The organism is Pantoea sp. E956-1, from assembly GCF_982223955.1.
The window spans coordinates 53624-75050 of the sequence record NZ_CEUYZP010000015.1 but is presented as its reverse complement, the minus strand read 5'-3'; the positions used below and the strand labels follow the sequence as shown (position 1 = coordinate 75050).

Genomic DNA, 21427 nt, shown 5'->3' with positions numbered 1-21427 from the left:
GGTCCGATCTTTCACACTGAGCAGGTCACTATATTGAGGAACGCGCCATGAGTCAGGCACTGCAAAATCTGCTGAATTTATTAAATCTGGAGAAGCTGGAAGAAGGTTTATATCGCGGCCAGAGCGAAGATATTGGTCTGCGTCAGGTGTTTGGCGGTCAGGTGGTGGGTCAGGCGCTGTATGCCGCAAAGCAAACCGTTGCTGAAGATCGCATTATTCACTCGTTTCACAGCTATTTTTTGCGGCCCGGCGATAGTCAGAAAGCGATTATTTACGATGTTGAAACGCTGCGTGATGGCAAAAGTTTCAGCGCACGTAGGGTCAGTGCCATTCAGAATGGGCAGCCCATTTTTTATATGACCGCCTCGTTCCAGTCACCGGAAAGCGGCTTTGAACATCAGAATCCAATGCCACAGGTGGTGGGGCCCGAGAATCTGTTAACTGAACAGGCGATGGCGCAGAAAATGGCGCATCTGCTGCCAGAAAAGCTCCGTGAAAAATTCATTGCTGAGCGTCCGCTGGAGATCCGTCCGGTACAGATTCACAATCCTCTCCGGGGTCATGTGGATAAGCCGGAGCGCCAGGTCTGGATCCGCGCCACCGGCCCGCTGCCCGACGACTTACGTATCCATCAATATCTGCTCGGCTACGCTTCCGATCTCAATTTCCTGCCGGTCGCGCTCCAGCCGCACGGTAAAGGCTTTTTAGAGCCAGACATGCAGGTCGCGACTATCGACCACTCAATGTGGTTCCACCGCCCGTTCGACTTCAGTGAATGGCTACTCTATAGCGTGGTCAGTACGTCGGCGTCAGGCGCACGGGGTTTTGTCCGGGGCGAGTTCTACAATCAGCAGGGCGTGCTGGTGGCCTCAACGGTTCAGGAAGGAGTGATGCGTCAGCGCAGCGAATAAAAAAAGGGGCGATTGCTCGCCCCCGATTGATCTTTTTAGTGCCCATCCGTTACTGGTTGTAAGCATTCTCGCCGTGGCTGTTTACATCCAGACCTTCACGCTCATGCTCTTCCGGAACGCGCAGACCGACAATCAAATCAGCCAGCTTGAAGCCGATGAAGGCGACAACGCCTGACCAGACGATAGTCAGGCCCACGCTGAAGAGCTGTACCCAGACCTGATGGCCCATGGTGACACCCTCTGCATAACCAACGCCGCCCAGTGAAGAGGAGGCAAACACGCCAGTCAGGATACAGCCGACAATGCCGCACACGCCATGCACGCCGAACACATCGCAGGGATCATCCACGCGCAGCCATTTTTTCAGGGTGGTCACGCCCCACAGTCCCGCCAGTCCGCCGACCAGACCGATGATTAATGCACCGCCGACGCCGACATAACCACAGGCAGGCGTAATCGCTACCAGCCCGGCAATAAAGCCTGAACAGGCACCCAGCAGCGAAGGCTTACCACGTACCGCCCACTCGCCAAAGGTCCATGACAATACCGCGCCCGCTGTTGCGACAACGGTGTTCAGGAAGGCCAGCGCCGCGATTTCGTTTGCTGCAGAAGCAGAACCGGCGTTGAAACCGAACCAGCCGACATACAGAATGGCAGTACCCGTGAATACCATCGGCAGATTGTGTGGTTTGAAGGCCTCTTTACCAAAGCCCGCGCGTTTGCCCACCAGATAAGCACCCACCAGACCGGCAACAGCGGCGTTAATGTGCACCACGGTGCCGCCAGCAAAGTCCAGCGCGCCATCCTGTGCCAGGAAACCACCAGCCCACACCATGTGCGCGATAGGCAGGTAAGCCAGGGTGAGCCAGACGCCGACAAAAATCAGTACAGCAGAGAAGCGAATACGTTCAGCGATAGCACCGACAATCAGGCCCACCGTGATACAGGCAAACGAGGCCTGGAACGCGACGTGAATATACTGATAGAAGCTGCCCATGACGGCGGTCAGCTGAATGTTTTTCAGCATCACCCAGTTAAAGCTGCCAAAGAATGCGTTGCCTTCACTGAACGCCAGTGAATAGCCGTAAACCATCCACAACACGCAGACCAGTGAGAAGGTGACGGCAACCTGGGTCAGCATCGACAGCACGTTTTTACCGCGAATCAAACCACCGTAAAACAGCGCGATACCTGGAATTGACATAAACAGCACCAGCGCGGTGCAAATCATCATAAATGCGTTATCAGCCTTGTCCGCAACGGCAGGCGCAGCCATCGCGAGTGAGGGTAACAGTGCCAGGCTGGTGAGGCCCAACTTAGCGAAAATTCTATTCATTTTTATTCCATCCCATCACAGTACTGAGTCTTTATTACAGAGCGGCTTCGTCGGTCTCGCCGGTACGAATACGGATGACGCGCTGCAGTTCAGCTACGAAAATTTTACCGTCGCCAATTTTGCCGGTGTAAGCCGCTTTACTGATGACATCCACCACTTCGTCTAACTGATCGTCGGCAATAGCGATATCAATTTTGACCTTAGGCAGGAAGTTCACGCTGTACTCTGCGCCACGATAAAGCTCTGCATGGCCCTTCTGACGGCCAAAACCTTTCACCTCGGAGACGGTCAGTCCCTGAATGCCGATAGAGGATAAAGCTTCACGCACATCCTCCAGCTTGAATGGCTTAATTACGACGGTAACCAGCTTCATTGGATCCCCTCCAGCGAGTAAATAAGTAACGTTTACGGACACGCAGGGATATAAGCAAAGCCTGTGCCAGAGTGTGAAAATAACGGTAATCAGTTATTCAGGCGAGACGCGGCAAGGGATGCTTTAAAGAGGATTACAAACAGAGAGGTCACGGAGCGGGAATGGCAGCATAGGGCTGCACTCCTTTGGTGCTTAAGGCGTCAAAGGAGTGCATTTATACAGATTAATCTGATAAAAGCGCGCAAAAAAGGTGCAAGTCAGCTTTCAGTTGTTACAGCGACGCCCGATGCCAGATCTTCGCCTGCCTGTTGCAGCTGATACATCTGCCAGTAACGCCCCTGCATCGCCAGCAGTTGCTGATGGGTGCCCTGCTCGACTACGCGACCACGATGCAGCACCAGAATCTTGTCCGCTTCAGTAATCGTTGAGAGGCGGTGAGCAATCACTACCAGCGTGCTGTGCTGGCGCAGGGCCGTCAGCGTCTGCTGAATGGCCTGCTCCGTGCCAGAGTCGATATTGGCTGTCGCCTCATCGAGGATCAGTATCTGCGGCAGATCAACCAGCACCCGGGCCAGTGCCAGCAGCTGCTTCTGCCCGACCGACAGATTGTTGCCCTGCTCGCCCAGCCGGGTATGAATCCCCTCCGGCAACGCCTGCGCCAGCGGCGCCAGCTGCACCTGTTCCAGCACCGTCCAGACGGCCTCTTCACTGATATCGCGTCCCAGCCTCACATTCGCCAGCAGCGTATCGGCCAGCACCACCGGATCCTGCTGCACCATCGCAATACCGCGTCGCAGCACGGCATGGCTCAGGTCACTAATGGGTCGATCATCAATGCGGATCTCGCCACGCGTCACCGGGTAGTAACCCATTAACAGATTCGCCAGCGTGCTTTTACCGCTGCCGGTATGTCCCACCAGCGCCACAAACTCGCGTGGGGCAACCTCAAGATTGATATCACTGAGCACATCGCGGTTTTCGCGGTAGGCAAAACTCAGATTGTTCAGGGTGATATGACCTGAAGTCAGCGGGCGCTGATCGGCACCATACTGCTGCTGTGCGGCATCCATCAGTTCAAAAATACGCTCGCCTGAAACTACCGCCTGCTGCAGCATCGATTGCTGAGTGGTCAGCTCAATCAGCGGCTCATTCAGACGCCCCAGATAGGTAATAAAGGCATAGAGTACCCCCACTTCAAACACGCCAGGCATCGAGAAACTAAACAGGATCAGCAGCCCGCACAGCACCATCGCTGAAAACAGGCTCAACAGCGGACGCAGCAGAAAACCATCCAGACGCAGCGTTTCCATTCGCGCCAGATAGTGAGAGCGGCTCGCTTCGCCCATTCGCTCACCAAATCGCGCCTGCTGACGAAACTGCTGGATCACGCTCATACCGCTTATCACTTCGTTAAAGCCATTATTGATGTCTGCCAGATAGCTGCGAACGCGGCGGGCAATGGGCGTGCTGTAGCGCTGATAGATGAACATCACCACCAGTACCAGCGGAAAGATCACCATCGCCACCAGCGCCATGCGCCAGTCAAGGCTGAACATCGCCACCATCATGGCACCGACCAGCGCGGCACTGCGCAGCACGGTTGAAACCACGGTGACGTAGAGATCGCGGATTACTTCGGTGTCATTAGTCACGCGCGAAATAAGCTGCCCGACCGGCTGAGTATCAAAGGCACTCAGCGGCTGACAGAGTGCGGCATTCATCACGTCACTGCGTAATCGCTGTACCACACCGATAGCGGCACGGTTGAACAACAGCGCCTGCCAGTAATGCAGCCCGGCGGCCAGCAGCTGAAGCAGGATAAAACTGACCACCAGTCCGGCAACTACCCCCCAGGGCATCTGATGTTTCGCCACCAGGTTATCGATAAAGTAGCTGACCAGCACCGGCCCGGTCACTTCCGCTGCGGCAGCGATCCACAGCATCCCTACCGCCAGCGACAGGGATTTACGCCACGGCTTACCGTAGCTCAGCAGACGCTTCAGGGTTGGCCACAAGCGTGCAGACTTAGCCATGCGGCACTCCTTTCTCATTTTCATCATCATCCAGCGCTGCTTCCAGTTGCTGGTAACGGTACATGTCCCGATACCAGCCAGCGCTGGCGGTGAGCGCGTCGTGGTCACCCCGCTGCGCCACCCTGCCCTGCTGCAGGACCAGGATTTCACTGGCTTCCGTCAGTGCCGATAAGCGGTGCGCGCTGATAATCAGCGTGCGTCCCTGACCCCAGATGCGCAGGTTATGCAGGATTTCGTGTTCGGTACGGCCATCCACTGCAGAAAGCGCGTCGTCCAGAATCAGGATTTCCGCATTCAGCAGCAGCGCCCGGGCAATCGAAAGACGTTGCTTCTGTCCACCTGACAGCATCACACCGCGCTCTCCGACTTCCGTTTCATAGCCCTGCGGCAGACGCAGGATATCGTCATGAACGCAGGCCAGCGTAGCGGCATGTTCAATCTCCTGCTGGGTTGCGCCCGGTTTCCCCAGTGCAATATTGTTCGCCACACTGTCTGAGAACAGGAACGGTGTCTGGCTGACCACGGCCAGGCGGCTGCGCCAGCTGTCCAGCCGCAACTGTGGCAGCGGGATTTGGTGATAGCGGATATCGCCCTGCTGAATATCAAAGTGGCGCTGAATCAGGCTGAGCAGCGTGCTTTTGCCACTGCCGGTTGGCCCGCACAGCCCCAGCATCTCGCCGGGTTTCAGCTGGAAGCTGACATCGCTTAACACCGGACCCGCGCTGGCTGGATAGTGGAAGGCGCGAATGGCGACCTGCAGCGTACCCGGTTCGGGTGGCAGTGACTTGTCGCCATCTTCCACCGCCGGTGCTTCCGCCAGCAGCGCGCCGATGCGGCTCCAGGCGGCACTGCCGCGTTCAACAATATTAAACATCCACGCCAGCGCCAGCATCGGCCAGATCATCAGGCCGAGATACATCACAAAGCTGGTGAGCTGACCCAGCGTCATCTGGCCATGCCAGACCAGCCAGCTACCGCCGCCAATCGCCAGCAGGTTTGAGAAGCCGATAGCGATATAGATAGTGGGATCGAAACGGGCATCGACCCGCGCCACGCGCAGGTTTTTTTCACCGGTATCGCGGGCAATGTCGGAAAATTGCTGCGACTGATGCTGTTCAAGGCCAAAGGATTTAATCATCCGGATGCTGGTCAGGCTCTCCTGCGTCTGATCGTTGAGGCTGGAGAAGGCGGCCTGTGCCAGCTTAAAGCGATGGTGCAGTTGATTACCGTAGCGATGGATCACGATGGCCATAATGGGCATCGGCACCAGCGCGAGCAGCGTCAGCTGCCAGCTGATCTGCGTGCTCATTACCAGCAGCACCACGCAGCCCATGACCAGCGAGTCGACCAGCGTCAGTACGCCTTCCCCGGCAGCAAACACCACCCGATCCACGTCGTTGGTAGCGCGCGCAATCAGGTCGCCGGTGCGGTGACGCAGATAAAATGCGGGTTGCTGACGACTCAGCTGGCGATAGAAATCTTCGCGCAGCTCAACCGCCAGCTGGTAGGAGGCACCAAACAGCAGCACGCGCCAGACATAGCGCAGCAGATAGACCACCACCGCCGTTGCCAGCATGATCCCAATCCACATCATAATGCGGCTGGTACTCATGTTGTCACGCGTCACGCCATCGACAATCACCCCGACCACATGCGGCGGCAGCAGCTGCAGAATAGCAATAACAATCAGCAGGATGACCGCACCCAGATAGCGCCGCCACTCCCGCAGAAAATACCAACTTAATTGACTGAATAATCGCACAACGCTGCTCTCAATCTCAGGCCCTCAGGGGGCAACAGGTAAAGCCGTGGTGTATTTAATCTCTTCCATGGCGAAGCTGGATGTCACATCAATCAGGCCGGGCACCCCATTCACTACTCGCTTGTAGAAAGCATCATAGCTTTTCATGTCGGCTACCTGAATGCGCAGCAGGTAATCATACTCGCCTGCCATACGGTAAAAGGCCATCACCTCTGGCATGCTGCTCACCACCGAGACAAATGCCTGATACCAGTCGCGGCTGTGCTGCTGCGTTTTAACAAACATAAACGCCGTCAGTGACAGTCCGATTTTATCCCCATCCAGCAACGCCACCCGAGCGCGAATAATGCCATCATCTTCGAGCTTTTTCAGGCGCTTCCAGCAGGGTGTGGTGGTGAGGTTGACGGCATCCGCCAGCGCCTGCAGCGACAGCGTGCAGTCATGCTGCAGCAGTGAGAGCAATTTAAGGTCAGTTTTATCTAACATTTGCGGCTCCGGGAGAATCATTTTCTCCATTACCGCCATTTTAGCGGTAATTGTGCAATCTCTTTTTCCTGCACGTGCCATAAAATAGCCGCATCACTTTTTTACCGGACGCCTGAGATGCACACCTGCTGGATTCGCCACGCTATCAACGAAATTAACGCTGATTTTCAACGATCGGCTGAGACCCATTTGATCCGTTTCGATCTGGCGGACTTTCCCGGTATCTGGTTCTATCTGAAAGATGAAAGTACCCATCCCAGTGGCAGTCTTAAACACCGGCTGGCACGATCCCTGTTCCTCTACGGCCTCTCCAACGGCTGGATTAAACAGGATACGCCGATTATCGAAGCCTCGTCAGGCAGCACTGCCGTTTCTGAGGCGTACTTCGCAAGGCTGCTGGGTCTGCCCTTTATTGCGGTGATGCCCGCGAGCACCGCGAAACGTAAAATTGAGCAGATCACCTTTTATGGCGGACGGTGCCATTTTGTCGAGGATCCCTGCCAGCTCTATGCTGAATCTGAACGGCTGGCGCGGGAGCTCAATGGCCATTTTATGGATCAGTTTACCTATGCTGAACGCGCCACCGACTGGCGCGGTAATAACAACATCGCAGAGAGCATTTTCCGCCAGATGCAGCATGAACCTTATGCGATTCCCCATACGATAATCATGAGTGCGGGCACCGGCGGTACCTCAGCCACGCTGGGCCGTTATATTCGTTATCAGGGACTGGAAACGAAACTGCTGGTCGTTGATCCGCAGCATTCGGTGTTTTTTGATTACTGGCAGCAGCGTGATGTCACCCTGACCAGCACGCGTGGCAGTATGATCGAGGGGATTGGCCGTCCACGAGTGGAGCCATCTTTTATGCCAGACGTCATCGATGAAATGATAAAAGTGCCGGATGGTGCAACGCTGGCTGCCATGCTGAAACTGGAAAAGATTCTGGGACGCAAGCCAGGCGCCTCTACCGGCACCAATTTCTGGGGCATGATGCAGGTGGCGAAACGCTTACGGGCAGCGAATCAGCAGGGAGCACTGGTGACACTGCTGTGCGACAGCGGCGAACGTTATCCCGATAGCTACTATCAGCCTGAATGGGTGGCAAAACATATTGGCGATATCACGCCATGGCAGCGCGAGCTGGAATAAAAAACCGGACATCCTGTCCGGTTCACGGCAATCCTCAGCATTCGGGGGAATACGCGAGGTCGGGTGTCGCCAGCCAGTGATTTAAATAGTGAGACACCGCCTGTGTCTCGCAATGCCCTAATACCGGCAGATGCGGTAGCGCGGCTTTCAGCTGCGCCATCGCATTACCCATGATGAAACCTTGTCCGGCCTGCGCCAGCATCTCGCGATCGTTCATCGCATCACCAAACGCCATACACTCCGCCATGGTCAGCGACAGATGATCACATAACAGTGCCAGCGCGCTGCCTTTATTGCAGCTGGCGGGCAACACCTCCAGACAATCCACGGCAGAGAAGCAGATGTTAGCCTGCTCGCCCAGTGCGGCATCCAGCTCTGTTTTTAGCCGACAGAGGCGCTGATGCTGATCGATGAAGCAGATTTTTGTCACCTGATGCGCGGGCAACCTTTTAAGATCGCACAGCTGATAGCCAAATCCGCTGATCTGATGGGCCGCGAGCAGTTCAGGCTGTGGGTGATCGGTAAACCACCCCTGATCGTTGAAAATATGCAGGGTGGCGGGCGTGTCCCAGCGGCGGTGAATCACCTCTTCGGCGACTGCAGAGGGCAGATCACGCGCAAAGATCAGATTGCCTTGCCTGTCGTGTACACGCGTGCCATTACCGGTAATCAGCCACGCGGGCAGTGTCATTTTTTCCCGTAAGACCTGCATCTCCAGCAGATGGCGGCCCGTCGCCAGCGCCAGATTTACGCCACGCAGATGCAATGCCTGCAGGCTATCCAGCGTCTGCTGACCCAGCTGATGATCCGGCAGCAATAATGTGCCATCCATATCGAACGCGGCTAAACGCACCATGATTTACCTCCTGCTGAAAGATGAACTCCACTATTGCCTGTTAATTGCGGAACTAATAGTGAATACTTTTAAAAAACTGTTCCGGGTTTAACATGCGCCAGCTTAACCGTCTTAATCAGTTTCAGCGCCTGTGGCAGCAGAGCCAGGGCGCCCCACAGCAGACCTGCGTGGCGGAAATGGCCCGCCATTGCATCTGCAGCGAGCGTCATCTGCGCACGTTGCTGTCACAGTGGCAGCATGCAGGCTGGCTTAGCTGGCGCGGCGAGCCAGGTCGTGGCAAACAGGGGCAAATCGCGTTTTTGCGCACACCTGAACAATTACGGCAGCAGTTGCTGCAACAACAGCTCAATGCCGGAGACGCAGCTGACGCGCTGCAACTGCTGGATCTGCCGCCGGAAAGGTTGATCAATATGCTGCGGCCTTTAATGGGTGGACAGTGGCAGAATGATACGCCGGTTCTGCGCATCCCCTACTATCGCCCGATGGAGAGCACCGAGCCACGCCAGATTACTGGCCGGGCCGAACAGCATCTGGTGCGCCAGATCTATTCCGGTCTGACCCGCTTTGAGCAGGATGAGCCGGTCGGCGATCTGGCGCATCACTGGCAACACGATGAGGCATCCTGTAGCTGGTTATTCTGGTTACGGCCTCAGTTGATGTGGCACAACGACGAACCTGTGCAGGCCGCGCAACTGGTAACGCAGTTCCACCAGCTGTTGCGTGATAACCGCGTCAGAGTGTTGCTGGCCGATGTGGTCAGCGTGGATGCCCCCCATCCGCTTGCGGTGCGGTTTATAATGCAGCGGCCAGATTTCTGGCTGCCCCATCGGCTCGCCCATCTGTTGTGCCTGCTGCCTCATCCCATTGATCCCGCCACGGGCAGCGGGCCGTGGAAACTTGAGCACTTCAGCGCCGAGCTGGTCAGGATTGAAAGCAACGCACGCTGGCATCTGCAGCGTCCGCTGCTGCAGGCGGTAGAGTACTGGATTACGCCTCAGCTGTTTGATCCCGCTCTCGGCAGCAGCTGCCGTCATCCGGTGCAGATTGCGATCGGCGATGCCACAGAGCTCAGGACGCTGCAACCGGTCAGCAGCAGTATCAGCCTCGGCTTCTGTTATCTGGTCTGCCGGCCGCGAGCCGGATTTACACCAGATCAGGCGCGCACGCTTTTCCAGCTGATACAGCAAAGCGGCATTGTCAGCCGGTTGCCACTGGATGAGGGACTCATTACACCCAGCAAAGAGCTGTTACCCGGCTGGCGTGTGCCGCTGACTGATGCTGTCCCGGTTCCCTTGCCGGCGACCCTGACGCTGCATTATCAGTTGCCGGTTGAGCTGCATCAGATGTCACAGGCGCTGGTGACACTGTTAAAACAGCACGGCTGCACCCTGAAGGTAGTTTTTCATCCGGTAAAAAACTGGCACGGCATCGACCCGCTTGATGAAGCGGATATCGTGATGGGCGACAGACTGATTGGTGATGCACCGGTCTTTACGCTGGCCAGCTGGTTGCAGACTGACCCGCTATGGCGGCCGCTGTGGCCCACACTGCAGGGCGAAGAGATTCAGGCGCAACTGCTGGCTATCCAGCAAATTGCTGATGACGAAACCCGTGCCCGCTCGCTGCATCAGCTTTATCATCAGCTGATGACGGACGGCATCCTGCTGCCACTGTTCAATTATCGCTACCAAATCTACGCGCCGCCGGGCGTTGAAGGGATTGAACTGAATACGCTGGGCTGGTTCGATTTCAGCCGCGCATGGATTCCGCCGCCCATTGATCCGCCATGCAGCTGTTCAGCGGCGGACTGAGGCATTACCATAAGCGCAAAATTAATTATCAGGAAAACACCATGAAACGCGCTGTTGTAGTTTTCAGCGGTGGACAAGACTCCACTACCTGCCTGATTCAGGCATTACAGCAATATGATGAAGTCCACTGCGTCACTTTCGACTATGGACAACGCCATCGGGAAGAGATCGATGTCGCCCGCGATCTGGCGATGAAACTGGGTGCGCGCGCGCATAAAGTGCTGGATGTTACCATGCTGAACGAACTCGCCGTCAGCAGCCTGACGCGGGATAACATTCCGGTGCCGGCTTACAATCCCGAGGCCAGTGGATTACCCAGTACGTTCGTGCCGGGACGTAATATTCTCTTTCTGACACTGGCCTCGGTTTACGCTTATCAGGTCGAAGCGGAAGCGGTGATCACCGGCGTCTGTGAGACCGATTTCTCGGGCTATCCCGATTGCCGCGATGAGTTTGTCAAAGCGCTGAACCATGCGGTATCGCTTGGCATGGCGCGCGACGTTCGTTTTGAGACGCCGCTGATGTGGCTCAATAAAGCGGAAACCTGGGCGCTGGCGGATTACTGGCAGCAGCTTGCGCTGGTACGTGAGCAGACGCTGACCTGCTATAACGGCGTGAAAGGTGACGGATGTGGTGAGTGTGCAGCCTGTCATTTACGGGCCAATGGCCTGCAGGGTTATCTTAACGATCGTGCTGGCGTAATGGCAGCAATGAAAGCAAAAAGCGGCCTTAACTAAGACTGTCTGACGTGGCGGCAGAGAATCTGGATTGCCGCCTTTATATCGGCTCATGCCATCAGACGCATCAGTCGTTCGCGTAATTCCCCTTCCAGCGCAACCGCTTTCTGGGTCCGCAAATCAATACAGACAAATGTGAGTGCGGCATCTGCCACCACGGTCTCCTGACCTGCCAGCAAAACCCGCTGCGCAATAATGCCGCTTTTTCCATTCAACTGCGTGATCTCACTGTCGATAGTCAGTACGTCGCCCAGCACGGCCGGGCGACGGTAGTTGATGTTGATGTTTACCACCACAAAAGCCAGTTTCTGTTCCTGCAACCAGTGGAAGGCTTCCACCTCTTCCAGCCACTCCCAGCGCGCCTCCTCCAGAAACTCAAGATAGCGCGCATTATTGACGTGCTGATAGACATCCAGATGATAGCCGCGCACTTTTATGGTGGTCTGCATGGTCATGCTCTCCTGCTGTGAATTGACTGGTTGGACCTGTTCACTTTAGCAGAGTCGCCTGTCTATCGTAGGTTAAGCATCACAGATGTGTACTGCTTCACAATTTCAGCCGGGCCGCATTTCGCTCTATCAACGCATTGCCGATACCCGGCACTTCACTGAGTTGCTGAATCGCGCTAAACGGTCCGTACTGTTCGCGATAGCTTACAATCGCCTGCGCCTTTTTCAGCCCCACCCCATTCATAACGGCAGAGAGCTGTTCGGCTGTCGCTTCATTGATGCTGACCTGCTCCTGCTGTGGCTGCGCGGCGGCTTCCGGCTTCGACGCAGGGTGTGAGCTCTGCGTGACGGCTGCGCTGACAGGTTCAGGTGCCGCAGAGACGCTGCTGTGACAGAGTGCGCCGCCCAGCGCGAGTGAAAGATAGAAGGCAACGAGTTTAGGTTTAGCCATGCTGTATTTCTCCTTGTGTGTAAACAGCAGCGACAGAGTGGCACTACTGCACGCAGGGCTCAAAAGCGGGATTTCAGAAATGGAAAAGGCCGCGAATGCGGCCTTTGATTGTTACAGTGGTTGCGCAGTTTCTGCGAGGCTTACTGCATTTGTGCGGCAGCGCCGTACTTAATTTTGGCCTCTTTACGCAGGTTTTGCAGTAACGCTTCAAACGCCAGCTGCGCATTATTCTGCGTGACGCCTTTGACCATTTCGTCAATCTGCGCCTGCGGCATGCTGCCGGTTTTAACTTTATCAACCGCCACCAGGACCACATTGCCCTGCATATCTTCGCTGACACCCCAGGAAGGTTTATTTTCCGCAGGCTGAGGCAGGTTAAAGGCAGTCTGTGCCACCGGATCCTGCGCATTACGATCAACGGTCTTGCTGGCGCTCAGCGTCAGACCTGCGGCAGTCAGCGCATCCTGCTTACCGGCTTTGAGATCGGCCAGCAGCTTATCGGCCTGAGCTTTCGCCTGCTGCGTCGCTTTATCATGCTTAAGCGTGTCAGTGATCTGCGCCTTAACCTGCTCAAGCGGTTTTACCGCTTCCGGTTTATGCTCACTGATACGCAGCACAAAGGCACGATCGCCATCAACAGTGATGATATCGGAGTTGTTGCCCGGCGCGCCGTTTTGCCCGACCAGACCCCCGTTAAAGATCGCCTGCTTCACCGCATCGAAGTTAAGCTCATCTGGCAGCGAATCCTGACTAAACCAGCCGGTCTCTTTCACTTTCAGACCAGAAGCCTGTTCTGCGCCCGCCAGTGACTCATTGTCATTGCTGGCCGCTTCGCTGACTTTCTGTTGCACTTTGTAGAAGGCATCAACGCCCTTCTCCTGCTTCACTTTGGCTGCAATGGCGCTGCGCACTTCATCCAGGGGCTTAACCTGCTCTGGCTGAATATCGTCAAGACGAACCACCAGGAAGCCCACTGAAGATTTGATCACGCCTGACATCTGGCCTTTCTCAGTCAGACCGGCATTTTTCAGCTCATCCGGGGTTGTAGAGGGTTCGAGCCAGCCCATATCGCCGCCCTTACGTGCAGAGATCGGGTCAATTGATTTGGCTTTTGCCACGTCAGCGAAGCTGGCACCCGCTTTCAGCTGCGCCAGAACCGCATTGGCATCGGCTTCCGTTTTGGTCTGAATGACGCTGTAGCGCGTACGCTGTGGCTGCGAATAGTCTGCTTTATGCTGGTCGTACCAGGCCTGAATATCGGCCTCGCTGGCCTCCTGCTGCATGCTGGCCGCATCCATCAGAAGGTAGCTGACACGGAACTGCTCTGGTGCCATAAAGCTGGTTTTATGCTGCTGATAATACTGGCTGATTTCGTCGTCAGTAACGGTCTGCTTTGCCGCCAGTGCATTGACGTCCAGCGTCGCCTGACGAATCTCACGCTGCTGTGAAACCAGGTCCACCAGTTTGCTGGCTTCGCCTTTTAGCGTGAAGTCGGTGTTAGCCACGGCATTGATCAGCTGTTGATTGGAAAGCTGCTTACGCAGCGCTTCGGCATACTGGTCGGCGCTGAAGCCCATATTGCTGATCAGACTCAGATATTTGGCATTGTCGAATTTACCGTTGGTCTGAAAAGCCTGCTGATTGAAGATAGCCTGCTTCACCTGATCATCGCTGATGCTCAGGTGGAGATCTTTGATGTAGCTATCAAGCAGCGCCTGATCGATTAACTGCGACAGCGCCTGCTGGCGAATCTGCTGCATGTAGCCATCGTTGCTGGCCAGCTGAGAGAACTGGTCGCCCAGCATCTGCTGCTGACGGCTGCGCTCGCTGTTGAACGCCTGCTCCAGCTGTCCCCGGCTAATTTCCTGGCCGTTAACTTTGGCCGCATAGTCGTTATTGCCGCCAATCAGATAGTTGCCAACGCCCGTCAGCACAAAGGAGAGGATAATCAGCCCCAAAATAATCTTGAGCACGACATGGTTCGACGCCGCGCGTAAATTGTCCATCATGGTATGGCAACACTCCGCTGTAGTGTGAATGTAAAGCTCGGTCGCAATTCGCCATTGGCTGGCGACTCACGCAACTGCTGGCTTAGCTGGCAGTCTCAATCCGGTCCAGGTCCATCTTACGGCCCGATTCTCACCGGTTAAAACAAAAAAGGCACATCTGATTGATGTGCCCGTATGTTACATGAGAACGGGTTAATCGTCCTCTAATCCACTGAAGAAAATGCGTCAATGAATCTATTCGTTGTTATTAATTGACAGAGTCTTTCAATGCTTTACCAGCACGGAAGCCTGGTACTTTACCGGCCGGGATGGTGATCTCTTTACCGGTTTGCGGGTTGCGGCCGGTACGTGCAGCGCGGTCACGCACAGAGAATGTGCCGAAACCTACCAGAGCCACTTCATCACCGTCTTTCAGCGCATCTGAAACTGAGCCCATAAATGCATCTAAAACACGTCCCGCTGCAGCTTTAGAAATATCAGCATCGGCAGCAATTTTGTCGATCAATTGTGACTTATTCACTCTCTTCATCCCCTCTTTTATTATTTCACATCGTACCCTGCATCCGGCAGGGTGCGAACGCGCAGCAAGTTATATCAAGCCTGTGGAGCCGAAACAACGGAATTTCTCTGAGAACGTCGCGTCGGCAGCCACCTAAATTAACGGCACAAAAAAAAGCTGGCAAGCGCCAATTGCCTTGCCAGCTCCGCTTTTTAACGGTTTTTGCCGTTAATCACTATTTTGCTGTTACGACCTGCATACCGTATGGCGCATTTTCCAGTGCCAGATTCAGCACCTCTTCAATGCGTTTCACCGGATGGATCTCCAGATCGGCAATCACGTTCTGTGGAATCTCTTCCAGGTCGCGCTTGTTGTCGTCCGGGATCAGCACGGTTTTAATGCCACCACGGTGCGCTGCCAGCAGTTTCTCTTTCAGCCCGCCAATCGGCAGCACCTGACCACGCAGGGTGATCTCACCGGTCATCGCCACATCCGCTCGCACCGGGTTACCGGTCAGACAGGAGACCAGCGCAGTACACATGGCGATACCGGCACTTGGGCCATCTTTCGGCGTAGCGCCTTCAGGGACGTGAACGTGAATATCACGTTTTTCGTAGAAGTCACCATTGATGCCCAGCTTCTCGGCACGCGCACGCACGACGGTCAGCGCAGCCTGAATCGACTCCTGCATCACTTCACCCAGAGAACCGGTGTAAGTCAGCTTGCCTTTCCCCGGTACGCAGGCGGTTTCGATGGTCAGCAGATCGCCGCCCACTTCCGTCCACGCCAGACCCGTAACCTGACCCACTCGGTTTTCGCTGTCCGCACGACCGTAGTCGAAGCGCTGAACACCCAGGAAATCCTTGAGGTTTTCACCATTGATGGTGATGTGCTTTTTCGTCTTGTCCATCAGCAGCGATTTCACCGCTTTACGGCACAATTTCGACAGCTCACGCTCAAGGCTACGCACACCGGCTTCACGGGTGTAGTAACGGATAATGCCCACAATCGCGCTGTCTTCAACCGTAATTTCACTGGCTTTCAGGGCGTTGCGCTCAATCTGCTTGGTCAGCAGATGCTGCTTAGCAATGTTCAGTTTTTCATCTTCGGTATAACCCGACAGACGAATCACTTCCATACGGTCCAGCAGCGGTGCCGGGATATTCATTGAGTTCGATGTAGCAACGAACATCACATCAGAGAGGTCATAATCGACTTCCAGATAGTGGTCGTTGAACGCAATGTTCTGCTCGGGATCGAGCACTTCCAGCAGCGCTGAAGCCGGATCGCCACGCATGTCAGAGGACATTTTGTCGATTTCATCCAGCAGAAACAGCGGGTTTTTAACCCCGACTTTCGCCATTTTCTGGATTAATTTACCCGGCATAGAGCCGATGTAAGTACGACGGTGACCACGGATTTCAGCTTCATCACGCACGCCACCCAGCGCCATACGCACATATTTACGTCCGGTCGCTTTAGCGATCGACTGACCGAGAGAGGTTTTACCTACTCCTGGCGGTCCGACCAGGCACAGAATCGGCCCTTTGATTTTGCTGACGCGACTCTGAACCGCAAGATACTCAAGAATACGATCCTTCACGCGCTCCAGCCCGTAATGGTCGGTATCCAGCGTCTCCTGCGCTTTACGAAGATCTTTCTTCACTTTGCTGCGCGCGTTCCACGGAACCTGCACCATCCAGTCGATATAGCCGCGAACCACGGTCGCTTCAGCGGACATCGGGGACATCATTTTCAGCTTCTGCAGCTCAGCTTCCGCTTTCTCGCGCGCTTCTTCCGGCATTTTTGCCGCGTCGATTTTGCGTTTTAACGCTTCGTACTCGTCGGGCGCATCGTCCATCTCGCCAAGCTCTTTCTGAATCGCCTTCATCTGCTCATTCAGATAGTACTCGCGCTGGCTCTTCTCCATCTGCTTCTTAACACGGTTGCGAATACGCTTCTCAACCTGGAGCAGATCGATTTCAGATTCCATCATCGCCATCAGATATTCCAGACGTTCGTTGACGTCGGACATCTCCAGCACAGACTGTTTGTCTGCCAGCTTCAGTGGCATATGTGCTGCGACGGTGTCGGCAAGGCGGGCCGCATCGTCAATATTGTTCAGCGAGGTTAAAACCTCGGGTGGGATCTTTTTATTGAGTTTGATGTAGCCTTCAAACTGATTGATTGCCGTGCGCACCAGCACTTCCTGCTCGCGCTCTTCAATCTCTGGCGAAACCAGATATTCAGCTTGTGCCACAAAATGGTCACCGTTATCGGCCAGCGTCGTAATGTGGGCGCGCTGTAAACCTTCGACCAGAACTTTCACGGTGCCATCCGGCAGTTTCAGCATTTGTAATACTGAGGCAACGGTCCCTACTGAAAAGAGATCGTTAATGCCAGGTTCATCCGTTGAAGCCTCTTTCTGTGCGACCAGCATGATTTTTTTATCATGATCCATTGCGGCTTCAAGGCACCGAATTGATTTTTCCCGGCCAACAAACAACGGAATTACCATGTGCGGATAAACCACCACGTCGCGCAGCGGCAACACGGGGATTTCAATGCGTTCAGAACGCTCAGGATTCATAGAGCTCTCTCTTTGTTTAATGTCCGCCAGGTGATGGGAACCGCATCAGGCAGGTATGCAGTTAAACCCACAGGTATCTGAGTATATGGGGATGATTGTCCGACATTCAACGTCACAGAGGCGAGAAAAGCAAAAGGGGAAACATTTTCCCCTTTTTTATTACTACAGGATGGACGATCTGTTTAATTATTCGCCAGATGCCTGGGCTTCATGCTTACCGTAGATCAACATGGGCTCAGACTGACCTTCAATAACTGATTCATCAATCACTACTTTTTCCACGTCATCCATGGAAGGCAGGTCATACATCGTTTCCAGCAACGCGCCTTCTACAATTGAACGCAGACCACGTGCACCGGTTTTACGTGACATCGCTTTCCTGGCAATGGCGGTTAACGCCTCGTCACGGAACTCCAGCTCAACGCCTTCCAGGTTAAACAGCGCCTGATACTGTTTGGTCAGGGCGTTCTTCGGCTCACGCAGAATCTGAATCAGCGCTTCTTCGCTCAGCTCGCTCAGGGTAGCAACGACAGGCAGACGACCGATAAACTCAGGGATCAGACCAAATTTGATCAAATCTTCTGGTTCACACTGCGCAAGCAGTTCGCCTTCGCTGGCTTTCTGCGATTTCCCTTTCACGGTTGCGCCAAAGCCGATACCGGATCCGGTTTCCACACGCTGGGCGATCACTTTGTCCAGGCCGGCAAATGCGCCACCGCAGATAAACAGAATTTTAGAGGTATCAACCTGCAAAAATTCCTGCTGCGGATGCTTACGTCCACCCTGCGGGGGAACGGCAGCCACGGTGCCTTCAATCAGCTTAAGCAGTGCCTGCTGTACGCCTTCGCCTGATACGTCACGGGTAATCGACGGGTTATCAGACTTACGTGAGATCTTGTCGATTTCATCGATGTAAACGATGCCGCGCTGTGCTTTCTGTACGTCGTAGTCGCATTTCTGCAGCAGTTTCTGGATGATGTTTTCAACATCTTCACCCACGTAACCGGCTTCAGTTAGCGTGGTGGCATCAGCCATGGTGAACGGCACATCCAGCAGGCGTGCCAGCGTTTCTGCCAGCAGCGTTTTACCACTACCGGTCGGGCCAATCAGCAGAATGTTGCTTTTGCCCAGCTCGATACCATTGCTGGTATCGCCGTTGCGCAGACGCTTGTAGTGGTTGTAAACCGCAACCGCCAACACTTTCTTCGCTCTTTCCTGTCCGATGACATAATCATCGAGGTGATGGCGAATTTCATGTGGGGTTGGCAACGCACTACGTTCACGATGCGGGGCAACTTCTTTAATCTCTTCGCGAATGATGTCGTTGCACAGGTCAACACACTCATCGCAGATATACACTGACGGCCCGGCAATCAGCTTTCGCACTTCATGCTGGCTTTTGCCGCAAAAAGAGCAGTACAGCAACTTTCCTGAACCGTCTTTGCGCTTATCTGTCATCAGTTAACCTCTTCTTGTTCTCAGGCCATACCCGCGTACGGCTCAGGCCGTGCAGAGACGGCCGAAATTCATTCAACCCATAATAGTACCGTTGTCCTGTTAACTATAGACCAGGGACAACGGTAAGTCGGGTCTTATTGGCGATGCGTCAGAATTGAATCGACTAATCCATACTCTACCGCTTCATTTGCAGAGAGGAAACGGTCACGCTCGGTGTCACGCTCAATTTCTTCCAGCGTTTTACCAGTGTGCTCAGCCATCAACTCATTCATACGCTGCTTAACTTTAAGGATTTCGCGCGCATGGATCTCAATGTCTGACGCCTGACCCTGATAACCGCCCAGCGGCTGGTGGATCATCACACGTGAGTTTGGCAGACAGAAACGTTTACCTTTGGTCCCCGCCGTCAGCAGGAAAGCGCCCATAGAACAGGCCTGACCCATACAGATAGTGCTGACATCCGGTTTGATAAATTTCATGGTGTCGTAGATCGACATACCGGCCGTGATCACACCGCCTGGCGAGTTAATGTAGAGATAGATATCTTTTTCCGGGTTTTCAGCTTCCAGAAACAGCATCTGCGCCACAATCAGATTAGCCATGTGATCTTCGACCTGGCCGGTCAGAAAAATGACGCGCTCTTTAAGCAGACGGGAGTAGATGTCGTAAGAACGCTCACCACGCGAAGTTTGTTCAACCACCATTGGCACCAGCGCATTGTGCGGTGCTGTATATTCACGATCGCCACTGTATGACATTACCGTCTCCTGGATAAATTTCATTGGCAACTTTCTGTACCGATTCTACGTAAGACGCGCGGGAAACTCCACGCCGCGCCTTTTTCCGACACCTTCAGGACGGTTAATCAGCCAGCCTCACTCTCATTTCTGCATACTCCCTGTATCTGGGGATGCTGCACGCATGTTTCAAGCATAACAATCTTTTCCCTGTTCGCTAACCCGGAAAAAGCGATGCGTGAATAATTCGCCTGTTTATTAAACAAATAGCGGCAAAGAGTGGCTATCAGGACGCAAAACACAAAAAAGCCCGCGACTTTTCAGTCACGGGCTTAGCACAGACGGTTAAATGCGTGATCAGGCCTGAGCGGTCTGATTCATCAGATCCTGGAAGTTGGTCTCTTTCTCGGTCACTTTAGCTTTCGCCAGGACCGCTTCAACCGCTTGCTCTTCCAGCGCAACGTTGCGCATATTGTTCATCAGCTCGTTATTCTTGCTGTAGAACTCGATGACTTCCTGCGGATCTTCATACGCAGAAGCCATCTCTTCGATCATGGTGCTTACGCGTGCTTCGTCAGCTTTCAGCTCGTGGGTACGAATCACTTCGCCCAGCAGCAGACCGACAACAACACGGCGTTTAGCCTGCTCTTCAAACAGTTCGCGTGGCAGTTCCAGCGCCTGCTGTTCGTTGCCACCGAAACGCTGTGCAGCCTGACGACGCAGAACGTCGATTTCGCTGTCAACCAGCGCAGCGGGCACGTCGATTTCGTTTGCTTCAACCAGACCGTCGATTGCCTGCGTTTTGATGCGATTACGGATAGCCGCTTTCAGCTCGCGATCCATGTTCTTACGCACTTCAGTACGCAGACCGGCAACTGAACCATCTTCAACGCCGAAACGTTTGATGAACTCTTCAGTCAGCTCTGGCAGTTCGCGCGTTTCAACTTTCTTCAGCACGATCTCGAACTTCGCATCTTTCCCTTTCAGGTTTTCTGCATGGTAGTCGTCCGGGAATTTCACGTCGATAGTGAAAGTTTCGCCCGCTTTGTGACCCACAACGCCTTCTTCAAAGCCTGGGATCATGCGGCCCTGGCCCATGGCCAGAACGAAATCAGAAGCTTTGCCGCCTTCGAACTCTTCACCGTCCACAGAACCGTTAAAATCGATAGTGGCACGATCTTCCGGACCTGCAGCAGCGTCGGTTTCGATCCAGTTGGCCTGCTGCTTACGCAGGGTGTCCAGCATGGTATCAACGTCAGCATCAGTTACTTCAACGACAGGTTTTTCGACTTCGATGTTTTCCAGGCCTTTCAGCTCAACTTCCGGATAGACTTCGAACTCAACCGCGTAGGTGAAATCCTGACCTTCTTTGTATTCGCCTGGCACGTAGTTTGGTGCGCCAGCCGGATTAATTTTTTCTTTAATGATGGCGTCAACAAAGTTGCGCGTCATCAGCTCGCCCAGCACGTCCTGACGGACAGAAGCGCCGTAACGCTGTGCCACGATGTTCATCGGCACTTTGCCTTTACGGAAACCATCGATGCGAACTTTCCTGGCAACGTCAACCAGTTCTTTTTTTACAGCGCTTTCGATGCTGTCAGCAGCGACAGTAATCGTAATGCGACGGCCCAGGCCCTGAGTGGTTTCTACAGAAACTTGCATCTTGTTACCTCAAAAAATCACGTGCTCGGTCAACTTCAGACACCACACATAGTGAAATGCGCCGTATCCAACAACCGGGACGGCTTCCGTGAAGAGAACCTGATCCCTGTTACCA

At 54.3% G+C, this 21427-nt stretch carries 18 protein-coding genes; 4 read left to right on the top strand and 14 right to left on the bottom strand.

The window, feature by feature from the left end:
- Nucleotides 1-47 precede the first annotated feature (47 nt).
- Entirely contained in the window at nucleotides 48-911 is an 864-nt protein-coding gene (tesB, locus tag AC0T7J_RS23710) for an acyl-CoA thioesterase II (RefSeq protein WP_473797888.1), read from the top strand.
- Between the two features lie 49 nt (nucleotides 912-960).
- Here the strand turns inward: tesB and amtB are convergent, their stop codons facing one another.
- From amtB to AC0T7J_RS23685, 5 genes are all read right to left on the bottom strand, one after another.
- Nucleotides 961-2247, bottom strand: coding sequence for an ammonium transporter AmtB (gene amtB, locus AC0T7J_RS23705; RefSeq protein WP_473797885.1), 1287 nt, complete (start codon nucleotides 2245-2247; stop codon nucleotides 961-963).
- 34 nt (nucleotides 2248-2281) lie between these two features.
- Entirely contained in the window at nucleotides 2282-2620 is a 339-nt protein-coding gene (gene glnK / locus AC0T7J_RS23700; RefSeq protein WP_003850469.1) for a P-II family nitrogen regulator, read from the bottom strand.
- A 257-nt stretch (nucleotides 2621-2877) separates the two neighbouring features.
- The gene (locus tag AC0T7J_RS23695; RefSeq protein ID WP_473797882.1) at nucleotides 2878-4653 is read right to left on the bottom strand and encodes a SmdB family multidrug efflux ABC transporter permease/ATP-binding protein; all 1776 of its coding nucleotides are present in this window, start codon (nucleotides 4651-4653) and stop codon (nucleotides 2878-2880) included.
- Nucleotides 4646-6415: a SmdA family multidrug ABC transporter permease/ATP-binding protein gene (locus AC0T7J_RS23690; RefSeq protein WP_473797879.1), complete on the bottom strand. Its 1770-nt coding sequence runs from the start codon at nucleotides 6413-6415 to the stop codon at nucleotides 4646-4648. Before AC0T7J_RS23690 ends, AC0T7J_RS23695 begins: the two co-directional genes overlap by 8 nt.
- Nucleotides 6416-6439: 24 nt before the next feature.
- Nucleotides 6440-6901 (bottom strand): Lrp/AsnC family transcriptional regulator, encoded by a 462-nt coding sequence (locus tag AC0T7J_RS23685; RefSeq protein WP_031592177.1) that lies wholly within the window; start codon nucleotides 6899-6901, stop codon nucleotides 6440-6442.
- Nucleotides 6902-7018: 117 nt separating this feature from the next.
- On the opposite strand from AC0T7J_RS23685, the gene AC0T7J_RS23680 reads away from it, so the two are divergent.
- Complete coding sequence (locus AC0T7J_RS23680) at nucleotides 7019-8053, top strand: PLP-dependent cysteine synthase family protein (RefSeq protein ID WP_473797876.1); 1035 nt, start codon at nucleotides 7019-7021, stop codon at nucleotides 8051-8053.
- Nucleotides 8054-8087: 34 nt separating this feature from the next.
- Here AC0T7J_RS23680 and cof read toward each other — a convergent pair whose 3' ends face one another.
- On the bottom strand, nucleotides 8088-8909 hold the full coding sequence (gene cof, locus AC0T7J_RS23675; RefSeq protein ID WP_473797873.1) for an HMP-PP phosphatase: 822 nt from the start codon (nucleotides 8907-8909) through the stop codon (nucleotides 8088-8090).
- A gap of 92 nt (nucleotides 8910-9001) precedes the next feature.
- Here cof and AC0T7J_RS23670 point away from each other — a divergent pair, with 92 nt between their 5' ends.
- Complete coding sequence (locus AC0T7J_RS23670) at nucleotides 9002-10720, top strand: SgrR family transcriptional regulator (protein ID WP_473797870.1); 1719 nt, start codon at nucleotides 9002-9004, stop codon at nucleotides 10718-10720.
- Between the two features lie 41 nt (nucleotides 10721-10761).
- Nucleotides 10762-11457 (top strand): 7-cyano-7-deazaguanine synthase QueC, encoded by a 696-nt coding sequence (gene queC / locus AC0T7J_RS23665; protein WP_473797867.1) that lies wholly within the window; start codon nucleotides 10762-10764, stop codon nucleotides 11455-11457.
- Between the two features lie 50 nt (nucleotides 11458-11507).
- On the opposite strand, the gene AC0T7J_RS23660 is transcribed toward queC, so the two are convergent.
- The 8 genes from AC0T7J_RS23660 to tig form a co-directional block, all read right to left on the bottom strand.
- Nucleotides 11508-11906 carry a YbgC/FadM family acyl-CoA thioesterase gene (locus AC0T7J_RS23660; RefSeq protein WP_010671209.1) on the bottom strand — a complete coding sequence of 133 codons (399 nt, stop codon included), beginning with the start codon at nucleotides 11904-11906 and terminating at the stop codon, nucleotides 11508-11510.
- A 97-nt stretch (nucleotides 11907-12003) separates the two neighbouring features.
- On the bottom strand, nucleotides 12004-12357 hold the full coding sequence (locus tag AC0T7J_RS23655; protein ID WP_010255849.1) for a ComEA family DNA-binding protein: 354 nt from the start codon (nucleotides 12355-12357) through the stop codon (nucleotides 12004-12006).
- Between the two features lie 140 nt (nucleotides 12358-12497).
- Nucleotides 12498-14366: a peptidylprolyl isomerase gene (ppiD, locus tag AC0T7J_RS23650; protein WP_473797862.1), complete on the bottom strand. Its 1869-nt coding sequence runs from the start codon at nucleotides 14364-14366 to the stop codon at nucleotides 12498-12500.
- A gap of 247 nt (nucleotides 14367-14613) precedes the next feature.
- Entirely contained in the window at nucleotides 14614-14886 is a 273-nt protein-coding gene (hupB, locus tag AC0T7J_RS23645; RefSeq protein WP_473797860.1) for a nucleoid-associated protein HU-beta, read from the bottom strand.
- A 214-nt stretch (nucleotides 14887-15100) separates the two neighbouring features.
- Nucleotides 15101-17455 (bottom strand): endopeptidase La, encoded by a 2355-nt coding sequence (gene lon / locus AC0T7J_RS23640; protein WP_086905315.1) that lies wholly within the window; start codon nucleotides 17453-17455, stop codon nucleotides 15101-15103.
- Between the two features lie 186 nt (nucleotides 17456-17641).
- Entirely contained in the window at nucleotides 17642-18913 is a 1272-nt protein-coding gene (clpX, locus tag AC0T7J_RS23635; RefSeq protein WP_473797856.1) for an ATP-dependent protease ATP-binding subunit ClpX, read from the bottom strand.
- A gap of 134 nt (nucleotides 18914-19047) precedes the next feature.
- The gene (gene clpP / locus AC0T7J_RS23630) at nucleotides 19048-19671 is read right to left on the bottom strand and encodes an ATP-dependent Clp endopeptidase proteolytic subunit ClpP (RefSeq protein ID WP_010255410.1); all 624 of its coding nucleotides are present in this window, start codon (nucleotides 19669-19671) and stop codon (nucleotides 19048-19050) included.
- A 336-nt stretch (nucleotides 19672-20007) separates the two neighbouring features.
- Nucleotides 20008-21312 (bottom strand): trigger factor, encoded by a 1305-nt coding sequence (tig, locus tag AC0T7J_RS23625; RefSeq protein WP_473797853.1) that lies wholly within the window; start codon nucleotides 21310-21312, stop codon nucleotides 20008-20010.
- Nucleotides 21313-21427: the final 115 nt, after the last annotated feature.